A 15,776-nucleotide genomic window follows, 5' to 3' on the forward strand; every position below is an offset into this window, starting at 1 on the left:
CCCTAGACCTTCTCGCTCATGGTGCGGCCGAAGATACCAGTCGGGCGCACGACGAGGACGATTATGAGCAGTAGGAACACGACCGCGTCCTTCCAGACGGAAAGGCCAATCGCGGTCACGAAGACCTCGGCAAAGCCGACGAGCAGGCCACCCACGACGGCGCCGGGGATCGAGCCAATGCCGCCGAGGACCGCCGCGACGAACGCCTTGGTTCCAAGCATCATTCCCATCGTCGGGTTCACCTGCGTGTAGGCCATGGCGTAGAGGACCGCACCAATGCCCGCGAGCGCCGAGCCCACGGCGAAGGTGAACGAAATCGTGGAGTTGACGTTTATACCCATGAGACGAGCCGCGCCCATGTCCTCGGAGACCGCGCGCATGGCCTTGCCCAGCTTGGTCTTCTGCACGACGAGCGTGAGCGCCACCGTGGCGGCGATGGTCACGAGGACCGTCAGCACCGACGGGAACGACAGCGAGAGGCCGCCGAGCTGGATCGTCGTGAGGTCGGTGTAGGCCGGCACCACCTTGGCGTCGGCGCCAAAGACGAGCTGGGCGCCGTTCTCGAGGAAGTACGACACGCCGATGGCGGTAATGAGGATCGAGAGCCTCGGCGCGTTGCGCAAGGGCGCGTAGGCGACCTTGTCTATGAGCACGCCCATGAGCGTGCACGCCGCGACCGACAGCACGATCGCGAGCACGGGGGGAAGCCCCAGCTGGGCCATGACCAGCCACGACACATACGCGCCGACCATGATGATGTCACCGTGGGCAAAGTTGAGCAGGAGGATGATGCCGTACACCATCGTATAGCCCAGGGCGACGAGCGCGTAGATGCTGCCGAGCTGCAGGCCGTTGAGCACCTGCGTGATGAACAAGGAAGAGCTCCTCTCAAATCTGCGCGGGAGAGACCGCGTCTAGCAAAAATCGGGGCAAGGCGCACGGCCTTGCCCCGAATGGGGCGAGAAGGACGAGACTTACGCCTCGAGAACCTCGAAGGTCTCCTCGGCGCCGTCCTCGGCGAAGGTAATGATCAGCGAGGACTTGACGGGGTCGCCGGTGCCCTCGTAGGCGATGGAGCCCGTGACGCCCTCGACGGTGCCGTCGGCGATGCCGTCGATCACGGCCTGCTTGTAGTCCTCGGAGCCGGGCTCGAGGCCAGCCTCCTCGGCGGCGGCGAGGCCGTTCGCAAGAACCATGGCGGCGTCATAGCCGAGCGCGCAGAAGTTCGTGGGGGTCTCGCCGTACTCGGCCTCGTAGTCCTCGACGAACTTCGTCGCGGTCTCGGACTCGTTGGAGGAGCTGAAGGCGCAGCAGTAGTAGCAGTCGTGGAGGTTGGCGGCGTCGGCGTAGTTCTCGGAGCCGCCGTAGATTCCGGACCAGCCGTCGACGCCGAGGAAGACCTTGTCGTAGCCCTGGGCGCGTGCCTGGTTCACGATCATGCCGTCGTCCTGGTAGTAGTTGGGGACGAGAATGGCGTCGGGGTTGGTGCCGATAATGTTGGTGAGCTGGGAGTTGAAGTCGACGTCGCCCTCGGCATAGGACTCCTGCGCGGTAATGGCGATACCGAGCGCCTCGGCCTCCTCGCAGAAGGCGGCGTTGACGCCCTCGGAGTAGTCGGAGCCGTTGAGGTAGAGCGTGGCCACGCTCTTGTAGCCCTGCTCCGCGGCGAAGTTGGCCATGACGCGACCCTGCTCGGGGTCGGTCACGCAGGCGCGGAAGTAGTTGGAGCCGTAGGTGACGACGTCGGCGGCCGTGGCGGACGGGGTCACGCAGGGCATGTTGTCGGCCACGGAGGCCTTGGCGACGGCAATGGTCGGGCCGGTGGTGACGTCGCCGACGATGCCGGTCACGCCGTCCTCCTGGACAAGACGATTGTAGGCGTTGACGGCCTCGGTGGCGTCGCCCTTCTCGTCGTAGACGACCGGCTCGACCTGCTTGCCGTTGACGCCGCCGTCAGCGTTGAGCTGCTTGAAGTAGAGCTGGGCACCGTTCAGGCACGCGAGACCGTAGGACGAGTTGTCGCCGGTGTGCGGGCCCATGATGCCGACCTTGATGGCGCCGTCGCTGGAGCCGCCCCCGTTGCCGCCGCCGCAGCCCACAAGGCCGAGGGCCAGGGTAGCCGCCGCGGAGCCGGTCACGAACTGACGCCTGGAAACGTTCTCGAACATAGCTTTCTCCTCCCGTCGCTCCCCTCTGCCGGGGAGATGCGACCTAGGCTAGCCCCAGAGCGACATAACGTCACGCATATGGAGAAACTGTTAAGTAAGCTGTAACCAGATGGTCAAATTCGGTGTCGCCGCAGCGCGGAGACGGCCGTGGCGAGAAGCACGCCGGCGCACAGGCCCGCGAGGTCGATCAGGACGTCCGTCGGCCGGCCCGAGCGGCCGGGGACAAGGAGCTGGAGGCACTCGTCGCAGACCGGCACCAGGGCGATCAGGTACGCGGCGGGAAGGGGCGCGCGGCCCCGCTCCCGCAGACGGGCCGAGAAGAGCCCCCAGGCGAGGACGCCGAGCACGGCGTATTCGGAGAAGTGCGCACCCTTGCGCACAATGAGCGTCATGAGGTCGACGTCGGTCACGCCCAGCGCCTCGAAGAGCGGCCGCACGAGCGCGACCACCATCCCGCTCTCGAGCGAGGACTGCGGGCCCTGGACGAGCGAGTGCCCCCAGACGAGAAGGACCCAGCAGCAGAACGCGACGACCCACCGGACGAGCGTGGGCCGTCGCGCCGAGTCGTGCGAGCCGGGGCCCATCTACGCCTCTGCGGCGCACGGGACGGAGAAGTGCTTCCCCGCGTAGGACGGGCGCGTCGCCGCCGTGTCGGCGAGGTGGCGCGAGGTGGGCTGGGTGCCGCCCTCGAGCAGGCGCAGGAAGCGGCGGGAGCTCCGCCGGGCCGCCGTCGAGGAGTTCTTGGAGAACTCGTCCTCGATCAGGTAGTCGACGTAGGTCTCCGTGTCCACGACCTCGGGGTGGCCGCCCGGGGTCTTGAACGGGATGAACGCGGTGTTGGGCTCCATGTTGTCCGGCTCGTCGAGCGAGTCGGGCCCGCCGACGCTGTCGATGAAGCCGATCGGGTCCTGCGGCGGGGCGACCGACGCGATCTTCTCGTCGAGCGAGCGCAGCGCCCGCTCCCACGCGTCGTTGCCGTCGAGGTCCTCGAGGGTCCTGCGCTCAGGATAGGCGCCCTCGTCCACGAAGGCGATGCGATCGGCGATGCTCGCGCGGCACCCGCTGGCGGAGGCGACCAGGCGGTCGCGGTCAGAGACGGAGAAGTCCGAGGGGATGGCCGAGTCGGCCTCGGCGGCAAAGCCCGAGTCGCGGATGATCGAGCCCGCGCCCACCGCGTCGCGCCACCAGGTGGTGCCGACGTCGCCGACCGACCCGTCGGCGCGCTCGATGACCGGCAGGCCGTCCATCATGTTCGCGCCCATGCGCTCGCGCAGCGTGGCGGCGACGCCCTCGGCGCGTCGGGCCATGCGCTCGCGGAAGGTGGCGCGCCCGACGTAGTTCTCGGCGATCTGCTCGTAGCTGGTCGCCGCATGGCTCGGCCCGTGCGCGGGACGCTCCTCGGCGGCCGGGGCCTCGTCCGCGACGCGCAGGTGGCGCGGCGGGCGTCGGGCGGGGGCCTCCTCGCGCGCGCGGGCGCGCGAGCGGCGGACCGCCGAGACGACGGCGACCGAGGCCCCGGTGAGCGCGGCCCCGCCGACGGCGCCGACGAGCAGTGCTGCGGAGGGCGAGACGAACGCGTCGTCGACGACCTGGACGAGCGAGAGGCCCTGCGCGGCGTCAGGAAGCGCGAGCGCGAGCGGCGTCGCCCCGAGCAGCCCGGCGGCAACGACAGGGTGCCTTCTCTCCCCCATGATCTTCTCGCCCTCCCGAAAACGGAGAAACGAGCCTTATACCAAGAGACCGGCCCCCAAGGGGACCACTGGATGCGTCAACGGCGTAGGCTGCGTTTCAGGTGTGTGTACCGTGACCTTGCCCGATTGCTCGGACAGTCTTGAATATACCCGCTGCCCCCCGAGAAAGGCAAGCGTCTTTCCGGCAAAGTTGAGGGGCGGGCCCGCGTGCTCGGACCCGCCCCTCGTCGCTAGGCGATGTAGTCGGACTGCTGTGCCTTGCGGGCGCTCTTGATCAGGAACTCCCGGTTGTTCTCGGTCCCCTTGAGGCCGTTCACCAGCGCGCGGGCGGCGCGCTCCACGTTGTTCATGTTGGCGAGCACGCGACGGATGCCCCAGACGAGCGGCTGGTAGTCCGGCTCGATGAGCAGGTCCTCGTTGCGCGTGCCGGACGCCACCGGGTCGATGGCCGGGAAGATGCGCTTGTCGGCGAGCTCGCGGTCGAGCTTGAGCTCCATGTTGCCGGTGCCCTTGAACTCCTCGAAGATGACCTCGTCCATCTTGGAGCCCGTGTCCACGAGCGCGGAGGCGATGATCGTGAGCGAGCCGCCGTTCTCGATGTTGCGCGCGGCGCCGAGGAACTTCTTGGGCGGGTAGAGCGCGGCGGAGTCCACGCCGCCGGAGAGGATGCGACCGCTCGCCGGCTGCGCGAGGTTGTAGGCGCGCGCGAGACGCGTGATGGAGTCGAGCACCACCACGACGTCCTCGCCGAGCTCCACGAGGCGCTTGGCGCGCTCGATCACGAGCTCGGAGACGCGGGTGTGGTTGTCCGCCGGCATGTCGAAGGTCGAGGCCACGACCTCGCCCTTGATGGAGCGCTCCATGTCCGTGACCTCCTCGGGGCGCTCGTCCACGAGCAGGCAGAAGAGATGCACCTCGGGGTTGTTGGCGGCGATGGACTGGCAGATCTTCTTGAGGACCGTGGTCTTGCCGGCCTTGGGCGGGCTCACGATGAGGCCGCGCTGGCCCTTGCCGATCGGCGAGACCAGATCGATGGCGCGCCCGGTGATGGACTCCTTGCCGCACTCCATGGACAGGCGCTCGTTGGGATAGACGGGCGTGAGGTCGCGGAAGCGCGGGCGGGCCTTCAGGCCCTCGGGCGCCCGGCCGTTCACGGCGATCACGCTCTGGAGCGGCGGGTACTTGCCGTTCGCACGGCCGGGACCCACGGTACCGGAGACGAGGTCGCCCGCACGCAGGCCGAGCGAGCGAATGAGCTGCTGGTGGACGAAGGCGTCCTCGTCGCCCTCCATGTAGTTGCCGGTGCGAATCCAGCCGTAGCCCTCGTTGCCGATCTCCAGGACGCCCTCGACGGGACGGAACCCCTCGGCGCGGGCGGCGGCCTCGTAGACGGCCTCGACGAGGTCGCCCTTGCGGACGCCGGCGTACTCGACGCCGAGCTCGGCCGCCTTGGCGCGCAGCTCCGCGACCTTCATCGCCGCGAGCTCCTCGCGAGAGACGGAGGGCTCGGAGACGGCGTTCTGCTGGTGACGGTTGCGACGGCGGCCCTGGCCGTTCTGGCGGCGGCCCTGACCCTTCTGGGGGGCGCCGGACGCGGCCGGGGCGGCGGCGCGGTCGCCCGGATGGCGGTGGCGCCGGGAAGAGCGGCCCCCCTCGGCCTGCTGGGCGGCGGGCTCACCGGGCTCGGCGGGGGCGTCGAGCGTCTGGGAGGGGGCGGCCGTGGGCTCGGAGCTCGCCACGGTGGCGTCGCTCGTCATCTTGGTCATCTCGTCGGTCGCCGCCGTCTGCTCGGACTTGCGCGGGCGGCCGCGACGGCGCTTGGGGGCCTCGGGAGCGGCCTCGGCGGGCGCGGACTCAGCGGACACGGATGCGGTCGCGTCGGCGGTGCCGGCAGGCGTGGGCTGCGCGGCCTCGGCGGACGGGGTCGACTCGGCGGCCTCGACCTGCTCGGTCTTGCGCGGGCGGCCGCGACGGCGCTTGGGCGGCCACGGCTCGCCCGCCGCCTCGGCGGCCGCGCGGGCGGCTGCCTCCTCGGCGCGGGCGGCCTCCATCTCGGCCTTCGTGCGCCGCTTCCGCCTGGGCTTCTGGACGGGCGCCTCGGCGGCGGCCTCGGGTGCCTCGGGGGAAGCGGGGGTCACGTCATCCGTCATGTGTTGTCTACCTCTCGTTGGTTGCGTGCGCGCGGCGCCGCCCCGACACGGCGGGGTCGGCCGGGGCGACCTGGTCGCCGCGACGCGCGTTCGAGCTCTGCTCGCAGAAGTACGGGGTTTCTCGGCGACGCCCTCGGTCGCCTGAGCAGCGCAGAGTATAGCACGACCCCGTCAAAAACGAAAGAACCCCGCCCGGGGCGTCCCGAGCGGGGTTGAGGCTAGGCGGAGGCGCGCGGCTTGCGGCGCACGACGAGGGAGTCGATGGTCCTCACGAGCTCGTCGGCCGCGAGCGACCCCTCTCGCGTGAGGCGGACGCTCGTCGTGTGGGCGCCGGCGGCCGAGCGGTCGCGGGAGACCAGGCCGAGGTCCGCGAGGGTCGCGACGGACATCGAGACCGTGGGCTGCAGGAGCCCCAGGACGTCGACGAGCCGCATGATGGTGACCTGCTCGCCCTCGAGCGAGCGCAGGCCGAGAAGGACGAGGTCGCCCGCCTTGCAGAAGAAGGCGCCCATCGCGTCCACGTACTTGAGGAGGCGCTGGGGCGTCGTACGCGAGAGGGCGTGCCCGTTGGGGATCTGCTCGCAGGTCATGCGGGCGAGCTCGAAGGCGCGCTCGCGGCCCCGCTCGGAGACCGAGCAGACGACGTTGCGGCGGTCGCTCGAGCCCTCGCTGCGCTCGATTAGCCCGAGCCCCTCGAGGTGGTTTGTGCGGTGCGTCATCGTGGGTCGCAGCGCGCCCTGGTACTCGGCGATCGCGGAGGTCTTGAGCGGCTCCGGGGCGTCGCAGAGGTGGCAGATGATCGCGAACTCCTCGAAGGTGAGGCGCTCCTCGGACCCGACCATCTGACGTACGACGTTATACGCCCTGCGAACGGACATGTACTCCTTGAGGTCCAAGTTGCGCCCCCTGCTTCACGGAACCGATAGTGTCAACGAAGCGCAGGCCACGGACCCCTCCGGACCAGTCGCGCCGATGAGCGGAGTATAGCGGAGGAAATCGTTCCCACGATAGCGCAATCACATCTTTTATAAAACCGACAGAGACGCGCCCCTACATGCTCTGCGGCGCGGACACCCCCACGAGCTCGAGCGTGAGCGCGAGCACGCGCCGCGTGGCGTCGCAGGCGGCCAGGCGCGCGTGGGAGAGGCCCTCGTCGAGCGGCCGGCCAGTGCCGGGAAGGACCTGGCAGGCGGCGTAGAACGAGTGGAACTCCGCGGCCAGCTCCTCGGCGTAGTGCGTGAGGCGGAACGGCGCCCGGTCGCGCGCGCAGCTCTCCACGAGGCCCGGCAGCTCGGCGATCTTGCGGGCGAGCGCCGCCTCGGCCGGCTCGGCGAGCAGGCCCAGGTCGTAGGTCTCCCCCACCGCGCGGCGCGCGACCTCGTCCATGCCCAGCTCGGCGGCCTCCTCCACGGTGACGCCCGCGCCGCGGCGCAGGATCGAGCAGATGCGCGCGTGCGCGTACTGCACGTAGTAGACCGGGTTGGTGTTGTCCTGGCGCTTCACGCGCTCGATGTCGAAGTCGATCATCTGGTTGGAGGACTTGGAGATCAGCGTGTAGCGCGTTGCGTCGGCGCCCACCTCGGCGAGCAGCTCGTCAAAGGTGACCATCGTGCCCTTGCGCTTGGACATGCGCACCGGCTGGCCGTCGCGCAGCAGGTTCACCAGCTGGCCGAGAAGAACCTCGAACTGCGTGGGGTAGCCGAGCGCCTCGCAGGCGGACTGCACGCGCTGGATGTAGCCGTGGTGGTCGGCGCCCCAGATGTCGATCACGTGGTCCACGCGCTGGAACTTATTCCAGTGGTAGGCGACGTCGGAGGCGAAGTAGGTGTACTCGCCGTTGGTCTTGATCAGCACGCGGTCCTTGTCGTCCCCGAAGGTGGTGGAGCGGAACCACAGCGCGCCCGCCTCGTCGCGGTAGAGGTGGCCCAGCTCGTCGAGCGCGGCGAGGGCGCGGTCCACGGCGGAGGTGCCGGTCTCGTCCTTGACGTAGAGGCTGCGCTCGGAGAACCAGACGTCAAAGTCGCAGCGCGCCTCGTGGCAGGTGTCGCGGATAGAGTCGAGCATCCAGCGGTAGCCGCGCTCGCGGAACTCCGCCATGCGCTCGTCCTCGGACGCGTCCGCCCACCTCTCGCCGTCCTCGCGCAGGAAGCGCACCGCGATGTCCACGATGTAGTCGCCGCCGTAGGCGTTGCCGCCGAGGGCCTCGTTGAAGGCGTCCGTGAGCGGGTGGGTCTCCGGGCGCTCGTCGTTCTCGTCCGCGACGAAGGCCTCGCGGTCGGCGAGCAGCGCCGCGCGGGCCGCGTCGAGGTCGCAGCCGCGCTCGCCCATCACCTCGAGAAGCTGCCGGTAGCGCATCGAGACCGAGTGGCCGAAGACGTCCATCTGGGAGCCGTGGTCGTTGATGTAGTACTCGCGCTCCACGTCATAGCCCGCGAGCTCCAGGACGCGGCAGAGCGAGTCGCCGAGCGCGGCCCAGCGCCCATGGCCGACGTGCAGCGGTCCCACGGGGTTGGCCGAGACGAACTCGACCTGGACCTTCTCGCCCGCGCCCATCTCCGAGCGCGCGAAGTCGCGGCCGCGCTCGCGGACGGTGCGGAAGACCTCGTTGGCCGAGGCGGTCGCCAGGTAGAAGTTGATGAAGCCGGGGCCGGCGACCTCGACGCGCTCGATCGAGGGGTCAGCGGGGATGTGGGAGACGATGGCATCGGCAATCTGGCGCGGCGCGCGGCGGGCGAGCTTGGCCGAGCGCATGGCCACGGTGGAGCTCCAGTCGCCGTTCGTCGGGTCGGCCGGGCGCTCGAGCCCGAGGTCCTCAACGTCAAACTCCGGCAGCTCGCCGGCCGACTGGGCGGCGGCGATGGCGGCGCGTACGAGTTCCTCGATCTTCTCGGGCATCTTGTCTCCTGTTCAAAGGCTCGTTGCAACCGGCCCAGTGTAGCAGACTCGGGAGAGCGGGCGCCAGGCGCGCTACTGCGCCGTGGGGCGACCGGACTCCGCGCGCTCCTCGCGGGCGAGGCGGCTGCGCAGCTCGGCCAGGCCCTCCTCCAGGCCCACGGGGTAGGTCTGCGGGTTGAGGAAGCGCGCGACCGCCGGGTCGAGGCGCATGAGCGCCTCACGACAGCGCTCGCGGGCCGCCTCGATGCCCTCCGGCTCGCCGCAGCGCGCGCCGTGCTCGACCATCCTCACGAGCAGCTCCTCCGGCTCGCCGGAGAGGCGGTGCACGAGATAGGGGTCGACGATGTCGACCATCTCCCGGGCGACGCCCCCGCGGGCGGCCTCGTCCACGACGAGCATGTCCGCCGTCGGGCGCCCGGCCTGGTCGTAGTAGCGCAGGACGTGCTGGATGCCGGGGATGGTGCGCTTGTAGGACTGCTCGGAGAGCTTGATTACCGGCGCCCACGGGTCATTGGGGCCGCGCCGCACGGCGGAGAGCTTGTAAACGCCGCCGAGCGAGGGCTGCGGGTCGCAGGTGGCGAGCTTGGTGCCCACGCCGAAGGAGTCGATCGGTGCGCCCTGGGCGAAGAGCGACTGGATCGTGTACTCGTCGAGGTCGTTGGAGACCGAGATCTTGACGTACGGGAGGCCGGCCTCGTCGAAGGCGGCGCGCGCCTCCTTGGAGAGACGGGCGAGGTCGCCGGAGTCCAGGCGCACGGCGGAGAGGCGCTCGCCGGCGGCCTCCATCTCCTTGGCGACGGTGATGGCGTTGGCGATGCCCTGGTGGACGTCATAGGTATCGAGCAGCAGCACGCAGTTCTTGGGGCTCGACTTGGCGAAGGCGCGGAAGGCCTCGAGCTCGCTCGGGAACGCCATGACCCAGGAGTGGGCGTGCGTGCCAAAGACCGGGATGCCGTAGATCTTGCCCGCGAGCACGTTGGACGTGGAGGACGCGCCAGCGATGTAGGAGGCGCGCGCCACGGCGAGGCCGCCGTCGGGGCCCTGGGCGCGGCGCAGGCCGAAGTCGGAGACCGGGTGGCCCTCGGCGGCGCGCACGACGCGGGCGGTCTTGGTGGCCACGAGCGTCTGGAAGTTCACGAGGTTGAGCAGGGCCGTCTCGATGAGCTGGCAGTCGATGACGGGGCCCTCGACGCGCACCAGCGGCTCGCGCCCAAAGACGACCTGCCCCTCGGGGACGGCGTGGATCGTGAGGTCGAGGTGGTGGTCGCGCAGGTACTCCAGGAAGGCGGGCTTGAACATCGGGCCGCCGCCGGGCGCCTGGATGCTCGCGAGGTAGGCGATGTCGTCGTCCTCGAAGACGAAGTTCTCCACGAGGTCGGCGATCTGCCCCGTGCCGCAGCACACCGCGTAGCCGCCCTCGAACGGGCAGTCGCGGAAGAACGCGTTGAAGCACGCCTGGGCGTCGACGAGCCCTGCCTCCCAGAACCCTTGGGCCATGGTGAGCTCGTAGAGGTCGGTGTTGAGGCAGACGTCGGTCGGCTTGGTGCGATCGGTGAGGGACATGACGCGCTCCTATCCGAGAACGGTGACGGCGAGCCAGATGGCGGCGACGCCCACGACGGCGAGAATGACGATCTTCTGTCCCAGGGGCATGCGGAGGTCGTCCTCGTCGGGCTGCATCAGCTTGCGGCCGCGCTCGCGTGCCGCCGCGTCACGGGCCTCGGCGGCGCGGGCCGCCTCGCTCTCGGCGCGCTGCGCGCGCAGGCGCTCCAGCTCGGCGCGCTCGGCGGCGTCCTTCTCGGCCTGCTGGCGCGCGGCCTTCTCGGCGCGCAGCTCCTCGAGCTCGGCGCGCTCCTGGTCGGTGAGGCCAGAGTTGTCCGCCATGTCTCCTCCGTCCGTCGGGTCGGCAGTCCCCATAGTTATAGCGCTTGCGGGCCAGCGGGGCACGCGAGCTCGGGGCCCTCCACGCCCGTGGCGTCGAAGGCGGGCACGAAGCTCTCCGAGACCGTGCCCCCCTCCTGCCACCAGATCCGCTCGAACCCGAGGTCGTCCGCGTGGCAGAGCACGATCTCGTACTCCTCGTCCGAGACGGCGCGGGAGAGGGCCCCGCCGGCGCGGCGGCAGGCCTCGTTGGGCGTGTACTGGTTCATGACCGAGAGGTCGACCTCGTTGCCGGCGATCTCCCACACGCGGTCGAGCACCGCGCAGGAGTCGTCCGCGTGGGAGGGCAGCACGAGGTGGCGCACGATGACGCCGCGCCGCATCGCGCCGTCCTCGGCGAGAAGGCGCCCGCCCGCCGCCCGGACGGACTCGACCATCGCCGCCAGCGCGGCGGCCGCCACCTCCGGGTAGTCCGGGGCCGCCGAGAGCTCGCCGGCGAGCGTCCCGCTCGCGTACTTGAAGTCGGTGAGCCAGACGTCCACGACGCCCGCGAGCGCGCGGACCACCTCGACGCGCTCGTAGCCGGACGTGTTGCAGACGATCGGCAGGGTGAGGCCCGCCGCGCGCGCCATCGAGACGGCCTCGCAGACGTGCGGCGCGAAGTGGAGCGGCGTGACGAGGTTGACGTTGAGGGCGCCCTGGCCCTGCAGCTCGAGCAACATCTCGGCCAGGCGCGCCGTCGTGACCGGCAGGCCGAAGCCCTCGCTCGAGATCTCGTGGTTCTGGCAGAAGACGCAGCGCAGCGGGCAGCCGGAGAAGAAGACGGCGCCCGAGCCCGCCTCGCCGGAGATCGGGGGCTCCTCCCACAGGTGCAGCGCGCTTCTCGCGATCCTGAGCTCGGAGCTCATGCCGCAGAGCCCCGGCCGCCCCTCGGCGCGGCGCGCGCCGCAGCGACGCGGGCAGAGCTCGCACGCCTCGTAGGCGGCATGCGTCAGCGCGGGCGCCATGTCGCCCTACCGCCTGCCCCGACGGTGGAGGGGGCCGTGCTCGCGCAGGCGCTCGGCCTCCTCCTCGAAGGCGGCGTCCGCGGGCGTGACGAGCTCGTCCTCGCCCGTCTTGGGGTCGTAGTGGTGCAGCAGCACGGGGTCGAACAGGTGCAGGTGATGGGCGAAGGCGAACGACACCACCAGGAGCAGGACGAAGATGACGATCCGGGGGATGGTGTCGACCTGCGTCATGACGAGCGACCCCACGCACAGCAGCGCGGTCCACCCGTAGACGAGCAGGACCGCCTGGCGCTGGTCGAAGCCCTCCGCCAGCAGGCGGTGGTGGATGTGGCCGCGGTCGGCGCGGCTGATGCCGGTGTGCCCGCGCAGGCGCCGCACGATGGCGGAGAAGGTGTCGATGATCGGCACGGCGGCGATCACGAGCGGGACGATGATCGTCGTGAGGCCGGCGAAGCGCGTCACCGAGAGCAGGGAGACCGACCCGAGCGCGAAGCCGAGCGTGAGCGCGCCGGAGTCCCCCATGAAGATGGACGCGGGGTTGAAGTTGTAGCGGAGGAAGCCGAGCGCCGAGCCCGCCACGGCGATGGAGAGCGCCGCCGCGTCGAGACGGCCCGCCAGGACGGAGAGCGCGAACATCGTGAGGCTCGCGAGCGCGGAGATGCCGGCCGCCAGGCCGTCGAGCCCGTCGATCAGGTTGATGATGTTCGTGTAGGCGACGAGGTAGACCACCGTGACGGGATAGGCGAGCCAGCCGAGGCTGACGAAGCCGCCGCCCAGGGGGTTGGAGATGTCGCCGATCACCAGGCCGCCGGCCACGGCGACCACCGCCGCGAGCGTCTGCCCGGCGAGCTTCTTGAGCGGGCTCAGGGAGAGGCAGTCGTCGAGGACGCCGGTGGTGAAGATGATGACGAAGGCGAGCACGAGCAGCCAGTAGTTGACCGCGAGGCGCGGCGAGGGCACGAGCACGACCGGCCAGCCCAGATACGTGGTCCCAAGGTACTGGACCACGAAGGCGGCGACGATCCCGCAGAAGATGGCGATGCCGCCCATGCGCGGGATCGGGGTCTTGTTGATGCGGCGGGCGTTGGGGTAGTCGACGGCGCCCACGCGGACGGCGATGCGGCGGGCGATCGGCGTGGTGGCCATCGAGACGAGCAGCGCCGCGCAGAAGAGACAGAGGTAGGGAACCCCGTTCGGAACCACCATGCTCCCTTCCGCCAGACGCACGTACACACCCACTTTTGCCGAGTGCGCCACACAAGTCAAGACTGGTATTTCTCGTCCACAGACCTATAGTTGAGCTGTCGTTCCCCTGCGGGCTAACTGGGTGAACCGACAAGCGTTACTTGGGAGTCCGATATCTCGTGTTCAGTACGGAGATTCCCCGTTGCTGGGAAAGCCGGAACGCGCGATGGGGACACCCACCTTCTGAGAGGTGGGTTCATTGACGCACCGCAGGGGACGGCTTTTTATGTGGAAAGGGGACCGTCCCTTTTCCACGTTCCGTCGCGGAGGATTTCTGCTTGACACGCCTCGTCGGCGCTGCCACAATATCCACCGCACTGCACGGGGACGTAGCTCAGCTGGGAGAGCGCTGCCTTCGCAAGGCAGAGGCCGGGGGTTCGAATCCCCTCGTCTCCACCATGAACGTGACGGGCGGGCGTCCTTCTCGACGTCCGCCCTTTTTCGTGCCGGCGTTAACGTGCAGAATCAAGCACCGCTTTCTATATCTGCAGGTAAAAATAACGTACATGTCGAATTATGTACGTTATTTTTGGCTGGCCGCTGGCGACGGCACGCCTCACGCGTACGCGCCGCGCAGCGAGTACCAGCCGTCCGACTCCCCCACCACGAGCGGCACGTCAAAGAGCCCGCTCATGACCTCACTCGTGAGCAGGTCCGTCTTGGCGCCGTCAGCGAAGACCTCGGCGTCCTTGATGAGCAGCACGCGACCGATCTCCGGGATGATGTCCTCGGGGTAGTGCGTCACCAGGACCACCGAGCGGCCCTCGGCGGCGAGCGTGCCCATGGTCCTGCGCACGTGGTACATGCCCTCCGGGTCGAGGCCCGTGCACGGCTCGTCGAAGATCAGCACCTGTGGGTCGCGCACCAGCTCGCGCGCCACGAGCACGCGGCGCACCTGCCCGGTGGAGAGCGTCATCACGTCGCGGCCCGCGAGCTCGGCGATGCCCAGGCGCTCGAGGGCGTCGGTGGCGAGCGCGCGGTCCTGGGCGCTCACCTCGCCGCGCAGCGGCACCCCGAGCGTGCCGAAGAGGCCGCCCACCACGATGTCGATCACCGGCAGGTGGACGCGCACCTGGTCGTGCATCGTGGAGCTCACGATGCCGAGCGTGCGCTTGATGTCGGCGAGCTGCGGGCGCGCCTGGCCGCGAAAGCGCACCGGCGGCTCCTCGCGCCAGAGGGGGAAGACCTCGCGCGTGAGCAGCTGGATGAACGTGGACTTGCCCGCGCCGTTGGGGCCCAGGAGCGCCACGTGCTCGCCCTCCGCGAGCGAGAAGTCCGAGACGTGCAGGATGGTCTTGCCGCCGCGCACCACGCTCGCGTCGTGGATCTGGAAGAGCGGGGTCGGCTGCTCGGTGTCGCTGTCGCTCATGGGGCTCCCTTCGTCCGGCGGCGCCCGTCGGCGTCGCAAGGATTACTATAGGTAAATCGCGCCTGGGCGCGGACGGCCGTCACAAAGGAGTTGCACATGGCAGAGATGCTCACGCTCGAGGCGTTCGAGGAGGCCTCCGAGAAGGTCCGCGAGGTCACGCTCGAGACCAAGCTCGTGGAGAGCCCGCACTTCTCCGCGCAGACGGGCAACCGCGTCTGGCTCAAGCCCGAGAACATGCAGCGCACGGGCGCCTACAAGGTGCGCGGCGCCTACTACAAGATCTCCACCCTCTCTCCCGAGGAGCTCTCGCGCGGCATCATCACCGCGAGCGCCGGCAACCACGCGCAGGGCGTGGCCTTTGCCGCCACGCGCGCCGGGGCCCGCTCGATCGTGGTGATGCCCGAGACCACCCCGCTCATCAAGGTGGAGCGCACCAAGGGCTACGGCGCCGAGGTCGTGCTGCACGGCGACGTCTACGACGAGGCCTGCGAGGAGGCGCTGCGCCTGGCCGAGCGGGAAGGCTACACGTTCATCCACCCGTTCAACGACCCGTGCGTCTCCACCGGCCAGGGCACGATCGCGATGGAGGTCGTGCAGGAGCTGCCGCTCGTGGACACGATCCTCGTGCCGGTGGGCGGGGGCGGTCTGGCCTGCGGCGTGGCGACCTTCGCCAAGCTCTACAACCCCAAGATCCGCGTGATCGGCGTGGAGCCCAAGGGCGCGGCCTCGCTCACGGCGGCCCTCGAGGCGGGCCATCCCGTGAAGCTGCCGAGCGCCAACACGATCGCCGACGGCACGGCGGTCCTCGAGGTGGGCGACAAGGTCTTCCCGTACCTGCAGGAGAACCTCGACGACGTCGTCTGCGTGCCGGACGACGAGCTCGTGGTGGCCTTCCTCGACATGGTGGAGAACCACAAGATGGTCGTGGAGAACTCGGGCCTGCTCACCGTGGCCGCCCTCAAGCACCTGCCGGCCGAGAACAAGCGCGTGGTCTCGATCCTCTCCGGCGGCAACATGGACGTCATCACGATGAGCTCGGTGGTGCAGCACGGCCTCATCATGCGCGACCGCATCTTCACGGTGAGCGTGCTGCTCCCCGACCGCCCGGGCATGCTCGTGCGCGTGGCGCAGGTCATCGCCGAGAAGAACGGCAACGTGATCAAGCTGGAGCACAACCAGTTCGTGAGCACCAACCGCAACGCCGCCGTGGAGCTGCGCGTGACGATCGAGGCCTTCGGCACCGACCACAAGGCCCAGATCGTGGACGCCCTCGAGGCGGCGGGCTTCTCGCCCACCCTGGTGCAGACCTCGCTGTGAGGCAACGGGGGCAGCGGCGCTCTTGGGTCCGCACTCCACCTGGCATCTCGATA

General features: G+C 69.7%; 13 protein-coding genes and 1 tRNA gene. 2 read left to right on the forward strand and 12 right to left on the reverse strand.

What is annotated here, in order from left to right; genetic code table 11:
• Positions 1-2 precede the first annotated feature (2 nt).
• From H6A07_RS00840 to H6A07_RS00890, 11 genes are all read right to left on the reverse strand, one after another.
• Complete coding sequence (locus H6A07_RS00840; protein ID WP_204812411.1) at positions 3-875, reverse strand: branched-chain amino acid ABC transporter permease; 873 nt, start codon at positions 873-875, stop codon at positions 3-5.
• A gap of 99 nt (positions 876-974) precedes the next feature.
• Positions 975-2,168, reverse strand: a complete 1,194-nt coding sequence (locus H6A07_RS00845; RefSeq protein WP_204812413.1) for an ABC transporter substrate-binding protein — start codon at positions 2,166-2,168, stop codon at positions 975-977.
• Between the two features lie 113 nt (positions 2,169-2,281).
• Positions 2,282-2,752, reverse strand: coding sequence for a VanZ family protein (locus tag H6A07_RS00850; protein ID WP_204812415.1), 471 nt, complete (start codon positions 2,750-2,752; stop codon positions 2,282-2,284).
• Complete coding sequence (locus H6A07_RS00855; RefSeq protein WP_204812417.1) at positions 2,753-3,859, reverse strand: hypothetical protein; 1,107 nt, start codon at positions 3,857-3,859, stop codon at positions 2,753-2,755.
• A gap of 230 nt (positions 3,860-4,089) precedes the next feature.
• Positions 4,090-6,009 (reverse strand): transcription termination factor Rho, encoded by a 1,920-nt coding sequence (rho, locus tag H6A07_RS00860; protein ID WP_204812419.1) that lies wholly within the window; start codon positions 6,007-6,009, stop codon positions 4,090-4,092.
• A 218-nt stretch (positions 6,010-6,227) separates the two neighbouring features.
• Positions 6,228-6,905, reverse strand: coding sequence for a MarR family transcriptional regulator (locus H6A07_RS00865; protein WP_204812421.1), 678 nt, complete (start codon positions 6,903-6,905; stop codon positions 6,228-6,230).
• Positions 6,906-7,059: 154 nt separating this feature from the next.
• Positions 7,060-8,904 carry an arginine--tRNA ligase gene (locus H6A07_RS00870; protein ID WP_204812423.1) on the reverse strand — a complete coding sequence of 615 codons (1,845 nt, stop codon included), beginning with the start codon at positions 8,902-8,904 and terminating at the stop codon, positions 7,060-7,062.
• Positions 8,905-8,976: 72 nt separating this feature from the next.
• Complete coding sequence (locus tag H6A07_RS00875) at positions 8,977-10,467, reverse strand: nicotinate phosphoribosyltransferase (protein ID WP_204812425.1); 1,491 nt, start codon at positions 10,465-10,467, stop codon at positions 8,977-8,979.
• Between the two features lie 9 nt (positions 10,468-10,476).
• The gene (locus tag H6A07_RS00880; protein WP_204812428.1) at positions 10,477-10,788 is read right to left on the reverse strand and encodes a hypothetical protein; all 312 of its coding nucleotides are present in this window, start codon (positions 10,786-10,788) and stop codon (positions 10,477-10,479) included.
• Positions 10,789-10,823: 35 nt separating this feature from the next.
• Positions 10,824-11,792, reverse strand: coding sequence for a 4Fe-4S cluster-binding domain-containing protein (locus H6A07_RS00885; RefSeq protein WP_204812430.1), 969 nt, complete (start codon positions 11,790-11,792; stop codon positions 10,824-10,826).
• A gap of 6 nt (positions 11,793-11,798) precedes the next feature.
• Complete coding sequence (locus H6A07_RS00890) at positions 11,799-12,998, reverse strand: glycosyltransferase family 4 protein (RefSeq protein ID WP_204812431.1); 1,200 nt, start codon at positions 12,996-12,998, stop codon at positions 11,799-11,801.
• Between the two features lie 362 nt (positions 12,999-13,360).
• On the opposite strand from H6A07_RS00890, the gene H6A07_RS00895 reads away from it, so the two are divergent.
• Positions 13,361-13,436, forward strand: a tRNA-Ala gene (locus H6A07_RS00895).
• Between the two features lie 157 nt (positions 13,437-13,593).
• Here the strand turns inward: H6A07_RS00895 and H6A07_RS00900 are convergent.
• Entirely contained in the window at positions 13,594-14,406 is an 813-nt protein-coding gene (locus H6A07_RS00900; protein WP_204812432.1) for an ABC transporter ATP-binding protein, read from the reverse strand.
• 96 nt (positions 14,407-14,502) lie between these two features.
• Here H6A07_RS00900 and ilvA point away from each other — a divergent pair, with 96 nt between their 5' ends.
• The gene (ilvA, locus tag H6A07_RS00905) at positions 14,503-15,723 is read left to right on the forward strand and encodes a threonine ammonia-lyase (protein ID WP_204812433.1); all 1,221 of its coding nucleotides are present in this window, start codon (positions 14,503-14,505) and stop codon (positions 15,721-15,723) included.
• The last annotated feature ends 53 nt before the right edge of the window (positions 15,724-15,776 follow it).

It is taken from the genome of Olsenella uli, from assembly GCF_016899935.1.
GTDB lineage: Bacteria > Actinomycetota > Coriobacteriia > Coriobacteriales > Atopobiaceae > Thermophilibacter > Thermophilibacter uli_B.